Source organism: Acidovorax sp. KPB24-03, from assembly GCF_057546605.1.
The window spans coordinates 1-12,094 of record NZ_BAAJYR010000099.1 but is presented as its reverse complement, the minus strand read 5'-3'; the positions used below and the strand labels follow the sequence as shown (position 1 = coordinate 12,094).

At 65.1% G+C, this 12,094-nt stretch carries 9 protein-coding genes and 1 pseudogene; 9 read left to right on the top strand and 1 reads right to left on the bottom strand.

Annotation, left to right across the window (positions count from 1 at the left end):
- From AC27KI_RS12680 to AC27KI_RS12640, 9 genes and pseudogenes are all read left to right on the top strand, one after another.
- Positions 1-1,205 (top strand): acyltransferase family protein (locus AC27KI_RS12680; RefSeq protein WP_487114076.1); only part of this gene is annotated, 1,205 nt, incomplete at its 5' end.
- A 100-nt stretch (positions 1,206-1,305) separates the two neighbouring features.
- Positions 1,306-2,418: pseudogene (locus AC27KI_RS12675) on the top strand (acyl-CoA dehydrogenase family protein); the annotation flags it as partial.
- Positions 2,419-2,862: 444 nt separating this feature from the next.
- A complete protein-coding gene (locus tag AC27KI_RS12670; RefSeq protein WP_487114074.1) occupies positions 2,863-4,338 on the top strand; it encodes a hypothetical protein in 1,476 nt (491 codons plus the stop codon).
- A 488-nt stretch (positions 4,339-4,826) separates the two neighbouring features.
- Complete coding sequence (locus AC27KI_RS12665; protein ID WP_487114072.1) at positions 4,827-5,843, top strand: hypothetical protein; 1,017 nt, start codon at positions 4,827-4,829, stop codon at positions 5,841-5,843.
- Positions 5,844-5,883: 40 nt separating this feature from the next.
- Entirely contained in the window at positions 5,884-6,144 is a 261-nt protein-coding gene (locus AC27KI_RS12660) for a hypothetical protein (protein ID WP_487114070.1), read from the top strand.
- Between the two features lie 135 nt (positions 6,145-6,279).
- Complete coding sequence (locus tag AC27KI_RS12655) at positions 6,280-7,974, top strand: hypothetical protein (RefSeq protein WP_487089456.1); 1,695 nt, start codon at positions 6,280-6,282, stop codon at positions 7,972-7,974.
- A gap of 16 nt (positions 7,975-7,990) precedes the next feature.
- Entirely contained in the window at positions 7,991-8,623 is a 633-nt protein-coding gene (locus AC27KI_RS12650) for a hypothetical protein (protein ID WP_487089455.1), read from the top strand.
- Between the two features lie 152 nt (positions 8,624-8,775).
- Positions 8,776-9,273: a hypothetical protein gene (locus AC27KI_RS12645; RefSeq protein ID WP_487114068.1), complete on the top strand. Its 498-nt coding sequence runs from the start codon at positions 8,776-8,778 to the stop codon at positions 9,271-9,273.
- A gap of 613 nt (positions 9,274-9,886) precedes the next feature.
- A complete protein-coding gene (locus AC27KI_RS12640; RefSeq protein WP_487114066.1) occupies positions 9,887-11,077 on the top strand; it encodes a hypothetical protein in 1,191 nt (396 codons plus the stop codon).
- Positions 11,078-11,128: 51 nt separating this feature from the next.
- Here the strand turns inward: AC27KI_RS12640 and pepE are convergent, their stop codons facing one another.
- Positions 11,129-11,851 (bottom strand): dipeptidase PepE, encoded by a 723-nt coding sequence (pepE, locus tag AC27KI_RS12635; RefSeq protein ID WP_487114064.1) that lies wholly within the window; start codon positions 11,849-11,851, stop codon positions 11,129-11,131.
- Between the last annotated feature and the right edge of the window lie 243 nt (positions 11,852-12,094).

Genomic DNA, 12,094 nt, shown 5'->3' with positions numbered 1-12,094 from the left:
CCGGCCGACCGGGGCCGGCTGCTGCACCACGACGGCCGCCGGGCCGCGCACTGGTGAGCGCCGCAGTGCTAAATGCCCCGCGCGGGGCGGCGGTGATCGCGCCGACCGCGCATGGCGCGAACCATTTCAACCTGCTGCGCCTGGCGGCGGCGATCGCCGTGCTGCTTTCGCATGGCGAGTTCCTCTACCGCTTGAGCATGCCCGTGCCCTTCGCCGGGCACAGCCTCGGCTCGCTGGCGGTGTACTGCTTTTTCTTCATCAGCGGTTACCTCGTGTGCCAGAGCTGGGAGCGCGAGCCGGACATCGGCGTGTTCTGGGCCAAGCGCGTGGCGCGCATCTTTCCCGGGCTGGTGGTGGCGACCGCGTTCTCGGTGTTCGTGCTGGGCTGGGCCATGACGCAGCTGCCGACGGCGCAGTACTGGTCCGATGCCCGCACGTGGATCCATTTCCTCAACAACGCCGTGGGGATGGCCGTCGTGCAGGTGCTTCCGGGCGTGTTTGAGAACAACCCTTTCGCCCGGTCGGTGAACGGCTCGCTGTGGACGATCCGCTACGAGCTGTTGATGTACCTGCTGCTGTCGATGGCGGGCGTGGCGGGATGGACGCGGCGGCGCTGGGTGTATCCCGTGGCTGCGCTGCTCATGGCGGTGTCCTGGCAGTGGGCGCGGGTGGCCGGCTGGGATGCCTGGGTCGATGCCGGGCCGCGGTGGCTCACGGCGCTCTTCCACCTGTTCCATTGGACGGAGGTGTCCGGGTTCGGCGTGGCGTTCCTGCTCGGCTGCACCTTCGCGGCCTACCGCGTGCGCAGCGGCCCGTGGCTGCTGGCGGTGGCCGTGCTGGGCGGCGCCTTGGCGTGGTTCACGCCGCAGGCGTGGAGCGTGCAGATCGGCGTGTGGGCCCTGGTGGCGGCCGGCATTTTCTGGGCCGCGCACGTGGGCGGTGGCCGCTCGGGCGGCTGGCTGCGCGAGGACCTGTCCTATGGCGTCTACATCTACGCCTTTCCGATCCAGCAGGCCGTGACGGAAATCAGCCTCAGGCGCGGCTGGAGCCTAGCGGTGTGCATCGCGGTGTCGCTCGCGCTGACGCTGGCCATGGCGGCGTTCTCGTGGTTCTGCATCGAAAAGCCTGGAGTGCGCTATGGGCGGCGCGTGGTGGAGCATTGGTCGCGCCGCCGCGGCCTGCGCATGCACGGCACGCCGGTGTAGCCGGCGCTGGCCGGCACCGTGAGGCGGATGCGCCGGGTTCGGCAAACGAATTTTCAAGGCCCCTTCAGAGCCATTTCTTTCGACGACGGAGACAAAAAGCATGCTGTTGAATCAAGACCAGGAAATGATCCGCGACGCGGTGCGCGACTTCGCCCAGCGCGAGCTGTGGCCGCACGCCGCCCGCTGGGACCGCGAGCACCACTTTCCCCGCGAGGCCCACCAGGGCCTGGCCGCGTTGGGCGCCTACGGCATCTGCGTGCCTGAAGAGGACGGCGGCGCGGGGCTCGACTACCTGACGCTCGCGCTGGTGCTGGAGGAGATCGCGGCCGGCGACGGCGGCACCAGCACGGCCATCAGCGTGACCAACTGCCCGGTGAACGCCATCCTCATGCGCTACGGCAATGCCGCGCAGAAGAAGGCCTGGCTCGCGCCGCTGGCGCAGGGCCGGATGCTGGGCGCGTTCTGCCTGACCGAGCCGCATGTGGGCTCGGACGCTTCGGCCCTGCGCACGACGGCGGTGAAGGACGGCGACGGCTACGTGATCAACGGCGTCAAGCAGTTCATCACCAGCGGCAAGAACGGCCACGTGGCCATCGTCATCGCGGTCACCGACAAGGGCGCGGGCAAGAAGGGCATGAGCGCCTTCCTGGTGCCCACCGACTCGCCGGGCTACACCGTCGCGCGGCTGGAGGACAAGCTTGGTCAGCACAGCAGCGACACGGCACAGATCCAGTTCGACCAATGCCGCGTGCCGGCCGAGAACTTGATCGGTGCGGAGGGCGAGGGCTACAAGATCGCGCTCGGCGCGCTGGAGGGCGGGCGCATCGGCATCGCCGCGCAGAGCGTGGGCATGGCACGCAGCGCGTTCGAGGCCGCGCTGGCGTATTCGAAGGAGCGCGAGAGCTTCGGCACGCCCATCTTCAACCACCAGGCGGTGGGATTTCGGCTGGCCGACTGCGCCACGCAGATCGAGGCGGCGCGCCAGCTCATCTGGCACGCGGCGGCGCTGCGCGATGCCGGCCGGCCGTGTTTGAAAGAGGCCGCCATGGCCAAGCTCTTCGCCAGCGAGATGGCCGAGCGCGTGTGCAGCGCGGCGATCCAGACGCTGGGCGGCTACGGCGTGGTGAACGACTTTCCCGTGGAGCGCATCTACCGCGATGTGCGCGTGTGCCAGATCTACGAAGGCACGAGCGACGTGCAGAAGATCATCATCAGCGCGCGCTGGCCTGAGTTTGATGGCGCGGTGGTGGTGCGGGTGCGGACATCCTCGCATGGGCTGACCGCGCCGTCAGGCGCGGCGGGGGATGGGTTTCCGGCGCTGTGAGGGGCGAGTGGTCCGGGCGTGCTATTCCTTCAAAGTCTAGAAGGACGGCCTGCATTTTTCGCTGGTTTGCCCAGTGCTTCGCCATGATGGGTTGGCGCGCGCGCAGATATCGGATGCTCTGAGCTGCCGGCAGGTCTTGGCGGCAGAAAGAGAGCCATGTTGCCGGAGAACTCATTTCGGATAGATCGAAACCCCGGCCTGGGATCGCAGCGCATGCACACCGACGTGGAGCCATCCCGGTCGGCATCGCCCTCTCCGTCAGTGCTGGATGCACCAGCCGGACTGCGCAGCGCTGCCAGGCGCCCACCGGGCGCCCAAGAGCATGGCTCTCCCGTGCGCAGCCCGTTGCCACAGTCGCTGTTAGGCAAGGCGCAGGCAAGCACCAAGGCGTCTGCCGCAGCATCGGCGTTGCCTCTGCCTGCGGTGGTACGCCATACGGCCTTCGTCCAGCCACACGCCGGCATCCGTGGCGCGTCTGATCCCCTGCAGCGCGCTGCAGGCGCCCAGCGATCCGCGCGTGTGCCCCGAACGACACTGGGGCAATTGCTGGCTCAGGAGCGCCGGGAGGAGGCGGAGCAGGCGCGATTGGCACTGTTCAATGCCGGTGGCGCACTGAAGCGGTTGAAGGACCGCGCGGCCAGGATGCATCCGTCCACGATGGACCAGCGATGGCACGCCATCTTGAATGGAAAGCCCAAACCCATGGAGGGGAAACGCAAAGAGGCGTTCGAGGATCTGATTTGGGCGGACGTCGTGGCGCTTGGCGAGGCTGGCAATCTCGAAAACTCACGCGCGATCGACGAGATGATCAACGCGTTGAAAAATGGCACCGCAGGCCCTTCCATCCTGGAGCAAGACCGGCAGATGCTGTTGGAAGTGCTTGAAGGATGGGCCGTCAACTGCCGATACGATGAGCTGAACCTGAAAATCACTCCCTATACGCGGCTGACCTTTACCGACGACCAGGTTCTTGAAAAGCCCGAGAAGCTGGGATCGGGAACGTTCAATACGGTGTTTTCGGTCAAGCTGACGGGCCCGGATGGCGTTCCGATCGACGCCATTTTCAAGCCGCTCCGCACGGAGGAGCGTGGATGGGTGGCCATGGAAACCGGTATTCCGCCTGACGATCCACAGATCGCAATGCGCAACGTGGCCACGGTTGCCTATGTGAGAAAGCTCGGCATGCGCGTGGTGGCCGATACACGCGTCGCGTTGATCGATACCGGACAAGGCCGTCAACTGGGTATGGTGATGGAGCGGGCCCGCGGCAAGTCGGCCGCCGACACTGATCCAAAACTTTTCAGGCAAGCGAACGTATGCGCGGAAGTGACCAAGCTGCAGCTGCTGGATCACCTCACAGGGCAAGGCGATCGCCATGCCGGCAACTATTTCATCAACATCGAACCGGACGGTCGTGCCAAGGTGACGGGGATCGATAACGATCAATGCTTCGGACACAAGATGACGGACCCGGCCGGAATCGCAAGAATCCGGAATGATCCCTCGCGTGAAGGGTTCCACGGGACGGGGCTGCCTCCGGTGGTGGATACCGAAATGGAGCGATCGATTGGCGCGCTCACTGAAACCGACATCCGTTCGATGCTGGGAGACAAGTTGAGTGAGGCCGAGATCGACGCGGCGGTCCAGCGGCACGAAGGCGTCAAGCAGCATATTGCGCAACTGCGTTCCACCAACCGCGTGATCGATCCGGCCGAGTGGGGCGATGCGGGCGTGCAGCAACTCCTGAACAGCCAAAACAGCTACGTGGGGCGCGAGCGTGACCATGCGCTGTCGATCACCACCTGGTGAGGCATTGATCGCCAACGCATGCCATCGAATTGCCAGTGGCTCATTGCCAATCGCTCTTCGTTTTTTTCGCCTTTCGGCCGTGGGCTTCGCAGCAGCGTGCAGGCCCGTGTTGTCGTTCGGCATAGTCGCTCGGGCCGAACCATTCTGGCGGCAGAAAGAAAGCCATGTTGTCGAATATCGCTTCCCGGCTTGCCCGAGGCCTTATACACAATAAGCCCCGCACCTCCGCCGATGTACCGAAGCCTCCTGAGACGCCTTCGGCCCTCGCTTCGGAAAGTCCTGCGGGACTCCGGCACGCGCCCAAACGGCCCCAAGGATCGTTGGAGCAGCTCTCACCCCTTCGCAGCCCGTTGCCCTCCCTGAACAGGCAGCCCAGCATTCGACTGCAAAGTGAGATTCAAGAGTTGTCTTCTGGCGCCAATCCATCGCAAGGGCCGGATGCGGCTCCGCCATCGCAGAAGGTTGGCCGTCCGAGACTGGGCGAACTTTTGAAGCAGGAGCTTCGGCAGGAAAAAATCGATCAAGCCGAAAAGGCCGAGCAAGACCGTCAGCAACGGCGTGCCGCGCTGGAGCAACTGGTGCATTCTGCGCTGCCCGACGGGGGGCAGGCCATGAAACGGCTCAAGGAGCGCGCAGTCAGAAAGCACCCGAAGACGGCGGCCCAGATATGGCATTCGATCCAGACCGGAATGCCCAAAACCATGAAGGACCAGCGCAGGTCGGCTTTCGAAACGTTGGTGCGCGCTGATCTGCGGGCGCTGGCATCCACTGGCCAGATTGCACCCAGGGCTGCGGTCGACCAATTGACCGAGGCGCTCGGCGAAGGCATCTTCGGCCAAGGCATCCTCAAAAGGGATCGAGCGCTTTTGCTGGAAATATTAGGTGACCTGTCCTTGGAAGGTCTCTACCGGCGGTGGAATCTGGCAATGACAGACGACACCAAGCCTGCCTTTACCGACGCAGACCTTCTGCAAGTGCCTAAACCGTTCGGCGCTGGAGAATTCACCCACGTCTATGAAGTCAAGCTCAAGGAAACCGACGGCGCGGTGCTGAATGCCCTCTTCAAGCCGATTCCGAGGGAGGATTGGTCTTATGCCGGTTGGGCGACCGGCATTCCGAGATATGACCCGCAGACCGTGATGCGCAATCTCGCCACCGTCGATTACGCCAGGAAGCTCGGGTTTCATGTGATTCCGGATACCCGCGTGGCACTGATCGACGTCGATAAAAAACCGTTTGATCCCTCCGTGGGCCTGCTCATGGAGCTGGCCCCGGGCGAGCCGGCCGATCGCACGCCTGCGAGCGTTTTTGGCCCGGGCAGATGTTCGCGCGGAAGTGACCAAGCTCCAGCTGCTCGACCACCTGACGGGGGAGGGGGACCGCCATGGTTTCAATTACTTCATCCATATCGACGCGGACGATCGGCCCACGGTCATGGGCATCGACAACGACCAGTGCTTTGGCGAGAAGTTGACCGATCCCGCCGGTGCCCGATGCGCCGATGACTCGCAGCACAGGTTCTTGCGGGGAGTCGGGCTGCCTCCCGTGGTGGATACCGACATGGAGCGCGCTATTGAGGCGATGACGGAGGACGACATCCATGCCATGCTCGGCAACAAATTGAACACCGCGGAAATTGCCGCCGCGCTTCAGCGGTACCGAGGCTTGAAAGCGCACATCGTTCAGTTGCGGGCGCAGAACTGGGTCATCGATCCGAAAGATTGGGAGACGCCGCAGGTCCAGGCGCTCATGACTCCGCAGAACAGCTACCTGGCACGCGATCTTCAACGAGTGGCAGGCGTTTGAGCCACGGGGCTCTGCGGCGGAAGGTCATGACATTTCGCGTGCCGACCTCGCGCTTCGCTGCAGCGAGTTCGTCCGGGGCCCTTGGCCGGCACACTCATTTGCACCGTTCCCTTTGACGGCAGAGAGAGAGTCGTTTTGCTGGATCACCTGTTTCGGACCGCTCGCAGTTCCGTGCCCAATGCGCCGCGCGTCGAGTCTGGCGGCGTGCCTCCCGCGCGTGCGCCGCATACTCCGGTGGCGCTGAAGGGGCCTGAAGGTCTCATGGGCGCGCCAAAGCGATTGCAGGGCGCTGGTGAGCAGTCTTCCCCCGTGCGCAGTCCGTTGCCACCGTCCGCACTGAACCGCCAACCGGTCATCGGCCGCTCGCAGACGGAGATCCAGCCCCATGTCTCCGACGGCCATACCTCGCCGACGCACGAGACCTCGCCTTCTCAGCCGGTACGACGCCAGACGCTGCGCCAACTGCTGGACGAGGCCCTGCGAGAAGAAAAGGCCGAGAAGGCGGAGCAGGCCCGGCAAGCCAAACAGGCCCGCCGTGCTGCGCTGGCGCAATGGGTGCACTCGGCATTGCCGGATGGCGGTCAGGCCATGAAACGATTGAAGGCGCGCGCGGCCAGAGAGCACCCGGCCACTTTGGCCGACAGGTTGCTTCTGATCCGCCATGGAACCCCCAAGCCGATGGAAGGCCCCCGGAAAACGGCGTTCGAGGCGCTGGTGCGTGACGACCTGTGGGCCATGGCCATGGCTGGTGGGGTCGATCCTTTGGTGGCGGTCGACAAGATGGCCGAGGCTTTGGATGAGGGGATACTCGGCCAAGGCATTTTGAAGAGCGATCTTGAATTGCTGACGCAAGTGCTGGACGACTTGGCCATCGACCGTTTGTACACGCGGCTGAACCTGAAAATGACGGACGACACCATGCCCGCGTTCACCAACGCGCAGGTGCTGGAGGCGCCTGTGGAACTGGGGGAGGGGCGAATCAGCAAGGTTTACGCAGTCAAGCTTGAGGACACCGATGGCTCTGAACTGGATGCCGTTTTCAAGCCGCTGAACTCCGAGGTGCCCGACGTGGAGGAGTGGAGTGCGGCTGCCAGACTGGCGGGCATATCGAGAGAAGATCCGCAGACGGCGATGCGCAACCTCGCAACCGTCGCCTACGCGAAGATGATCGGTTTTCATGTGGTCACCGACACGCGCGTGGCGTTGATCGACATCGGAGATGACCCGTTCAACCCTGCCTTGGGGCTGATCATGGAACGCGCCCGTGGTGAACCGGCTGAAGAGGTCGATGCGGAAGTGTTCAAGGAGGGCTCCGTGTGCGCGGAAGTGACGAAGCTCCAGTTGCTTGACCATCTGACCGGGGAGGCGGATCGCTACGACAAAAACTATTTTGTCGAGCTCGGCTCCGATGGCCGGGCCAAGGTCATGGGCATCGATAACGACACCAGCTTCGGCGCAGCACTGACTGATCCAGCCGGCGCCAAAGCGCCGCGGACCGACCCGAAAGGCGTCGCGATCGATCCGTCGCGCCTGGGGCTCCGCGGTACGGCGCTCCCCCCTGTGGTGGACACGGACATGGAAAGCGCAGTCCTTGCACTCACGGAGGAAGGCATTGTTTCGATCCTGGAAGACAAGCTGAACGATGCCGAGGTCGATGCCGCCATCCAGCGGTACCGAGGCGTCAGGCAGCACATGGTCGAATTGCGCGAGGCGGGGCGCGTCATCGCGCCGCACGAATGGGGCCGATCCGACATCCAGGAACTCTTCACCCCGGAAAACAGCTACCTGGGCCGCGATCGCGAACTTGCCTGGGTTGCCAGCCAACCATAGACATTGAACGACCCACATGAACCTCTCTGCCAACGAAGCCGAACGCGATACCGGCGCGCCCTCAGCCCTGACCCTCTTCGCTGATGAAGGACTGCCGTTTCCTCCCGTACCGGCAGCGCTGGCGAGCGCATTGCAGGTCCAGGGGCGGGCATGGTTCGCCACGCGTCCCGTGGCCTCGTCCCCTTACGATTTCCATTACTTCCTGGATGAAGTCGAAACGCAACCCGATGTGGCGGACTACGCCGTGGTGGGTTTCGACGGCCATGGCACCAACAGCTGGGCGGTGCATTTCTACCTGGTCGGCCAGGGGTTGGCGCTTTTCATCAAGCTTCCCTGGGGTGGGGCCTACCTGGAGCCCGAGCCCGCCCGCGCGCACATCACTGAAATGTTCGACTGGGCCGCTGCCTTGCTGTCGCACCTGCAACGTGCCGAATCGGCCGGCAAGATACCGCCGGGCATGCGGCTGCAGGTGGCGGCGAGCCGGTTTGATCACGCGGGTTGGCGCTGGGTGGCCGCAGGGCAGAACGCGGCCGAGACGCCGTGGAACCCGGCCGGCGGCATGAGAGCGGCCGTGCTTCAGGAGCTTGAGGCGGTGATCGCTGGCCGGGCATTGGCGGGTGGGTCGAATCCGCAGGGGCCGATGACTTAGTCGCTGGGCGCCGCCTTCCTTCGGCTGCCGGGCTGCCATTTCGCCACAGGCTGGATCGCGAGTGCCGTTGGCCGACACACTGCCCGGTGCCGTGCGTTTTGAACGGCGGAGGGAGTTGCCTTGCCAGACAGTCCGTTTCGGGTCACCTGGAGGTGACCAAGCTCCAACTGCTCGACCACCTCACGGGGCAAACCGACCGCTACCATGAAAACTATTTCATCGATATCGGGCCGGACGGGCGGGTCAAGGTCACAGGGATCGACAACGACCAGTGCTTTGGCCAAAAGCTCACCGATCCCGCTGATATCCGGCCCGGGGCGGATGGCACCGCCCAAGCCCGGTTCCGGGGTGTGGGGCTGCCTCCAGTCGTGGATACCGACATGGAGCGTTCGATCCAGGCGCTCACGGAGGGCGATATCCGTTCGATGCTCGAAGACAAGTTGAACGAGGCTGAAATCAGCGCGGCGATACAGCGCCACCAGGGCGTCAAGGCGCACATTGCCCAACTGCGCGAGATCGGCCGGGTGATCGACCCCGGACATTGGGGAGAGCCCGGCGTGAAGGAGCTGCTGACCGAGCACAACAGCTACATCGGGCGCGAGCGCCAGTGGGTGCCGTTCTATGCCGCGGGCCTGCAAAGCAGCTGGTGAGAGTTGTCGTGCAGGACGTGGGCTGGCGCCGGCGTAGCGGCCCGCTTCGCCCCCTGTGCCGGGGCTTCGCAACCCGGCGGCTTTCAGCGCCGGCTCACCCGCACACTTGCGGGTGCCATCCTGTGATTTGGGGTGGCAGAGAGAGTCGCCTTGCCAGAAAGCCCGTTCCGTATCACCCGGGGTTCCAGCCCCGGCGCGCCGCGCGTCGACCTCGACGCCGTGCCCTCCACGCCCGCTTCGCCTTCCCGCGGTGCGCTGCAGGGACCTGCTGGATTGGTGAGCAGCGCGCCCACGCGGCCCTCGGGGCTGGCAGGGCAACTTTCGCCCTTGCGCAGTGCGTTGCCCAAGGCCCCGGCTGAAAAACCGCCCGCAGCCGCTGACCCGGCCGGCGCGGCATCGCCTTCGGTGTCGCCTTCCCTGACGCCTTTTGTCACGGCGCCGTCCTCGCCCGCCATCCATTCGAGGCATTCCAGCAGCGAAATCCAGCCGGAGCCAGCCACCCGCCCCGTGCCCCGTTCCACATTGGGTGCGCTGTTCGAGCAGGCGCGGCAGCAAGAAAAAAACCGAACGCAACCAGCTCTTGCATTTGGCCTTGCCCCATGGCGGCCGGGCGATGAAGCGGCTGAAGGAACGAGCGGGCCGAGAAACCCCCGTCACGATGGCCGACAAATGGCGCGCGCGCCTGAATGGGCCACCGAAGCCCATGGAGGGCCGGCGCAGAGAGGCGTTCGTGGCGCGGGTGCGTGCCGATGCGATGGCGGTGGCCAAAGCCGGTCAGCTCGATGCCCGCGTTGCGGTGGACTGGATCCGCATGGCGGTCGAGGATGGCACCTTGGGCCAGAACGTCTTGAAGGAAGACCGTGAATTGCTGCTGGAGGTCCTGGGCCAGCTGGCAGACCCGGCCGATCATCTCTACCGGCAGCTGAACCTGAAGATCACGCCCGACACTCGGTTGGCCTACACGGACGCGCAGGTGCTGGAAAAGCCCAAGCACCTCACGTCGGGCAGCTTCGCTTCCGTCTTCGCGCTCAAGGTCGAGAACGCCGATGGCGTTGCGCAAGACAGTGTGTTCAAGCCGCTGAAGGCAACGGAAAAAGGCTGGGTGGGCAGTGCTTCCGGCATTCCCATGGACGATCCGCAAGTGGCCATCCGCAACATCGCGACCCTGTCCTGCGCGAAGAAGCTCGGCCTTGATGTGATCGCGGACACCCGGTTGGCACTGATCGACACCGGACGGGGCCCGTTGGACCCCGATCTCGGCCTGCTCATGGAGCGCGCACCCGGCAAGCAGGCGCGCAACGCCGATGCCGACTGGTTCAAAAATCCGGCGGTCTTCGCGGAGGTCACCAAGCTGCAGTTGCTGGACCACCTGACGGGCCAGGTCGATCGCCATGACAACAATTACTTCATCGACGTCGGACCGAACGGGGACGTCAAGGTCACGGGCATCGACAACGATCAGTGCTTCGGCAAGGACCTGCGCAGGCCATCCGATATCCGGCCGCGCAGTGGCCTGCCGTTCTATGGAACGGCGCTGCCCCCCGTGATCGATACCACGATGGCGGCCATGATCGATGATCTGGTGGACGATGAACTGTACGCGATGCTGGACAACCAACTGAGCGACGACGAGGTCGAAGCCACAGTCTCTCGCCTGCAGGGCCTCAGGCTTCACGTCGATCAGCTGAGAGGTCAGGGCCTGGTCATCGAGCCCGGCCAATGGGCTGATCCGGCGATACAGGCGCGCTTCACTGCGCAAAACAGCTACATCGGCCGCGAGCGCACCACGCACCAGGTCTTCTAGCCCTCCACCTGGCGCACCGGTTTGGCGCCCGGCGCAAACGCCGCCGCTGGTTCAGAGGTCGGCCGGCAACGGTCCCGCATTCAGCAGCCGGGGCGTGGCCGCGCCATGGAACAGCCGGGCGGGCACGTCGCCCACCAGGGTGCGCGCATCGCCCCGCACCCGCACGCCCGTGCCTTCGGGCAGGCCCAGCACCGGGGTGCCGGGGTTGAGCGCGCAGAACTCCTGCAGGCGCTCCTGCCGCGTCTCGCCGCGGTGGCCGGGCGGGTGGGCCTCGGTGTAGTGCGCGTTGATCTGCCACGGCACCAGGCCCATCGCCTCCAGCCCGCCGGGATCGGTGATGGGCATGTCGTTGGTGGTGCGGATGGTGGGGCAGGCGATGTTGGAGCCCGCGCTCCACCCCAGGTACGACGCATCGCCGGCGCGCACCCGGGCGGCGATCGCGGGCAGCAGGCCCTGGCGGCGCAGGTGGCCCAGCAACGCGAAGGTGTTGCCTCCGCCCACCACGATGCGCCGCGCGCCCTGCACGGCGGCCAGCGGATCGGCCGCGTGGTGCACCGACCGCATGTTCAGGCCCAGCGGCCGCAGGGCCTGCGCCACCAGGGCCTCGTAGTCGTCCCAGCCGCGCGTGACGCCGGCGAACGGAATGAAGAGCGCCTCGCCGGCGTCCGCGCCGCCGGGACCGGAGGGCAGCGCGGCCCAGTCGCGGACCCAGTCCAGCGCATGGGTGAGATAGCCTGCGTCGCTGCTGGAGTTGCTCAGGAGCAGAAGATTCATGGGGGTGTTCCGATGGGATCCAGAGAAGTGTGGGGTGGTGGGAAACGAAGAAGGGGGCAATGACCTGGGTCATATTTTGCTATCAAATTTGTAGCTATATGCCCTAGAAGATATTAGCGCTGGAGGCCTATTTTGTCATGATCCGTGTGCCCCGCTCGACGCAGCACCACGGTGATCGTGGCCGTTGGTCTCGACATGGTGGCCCGCTCCACCTCGCTGCAGGTCGCAGGCTGCCCCCCGGCG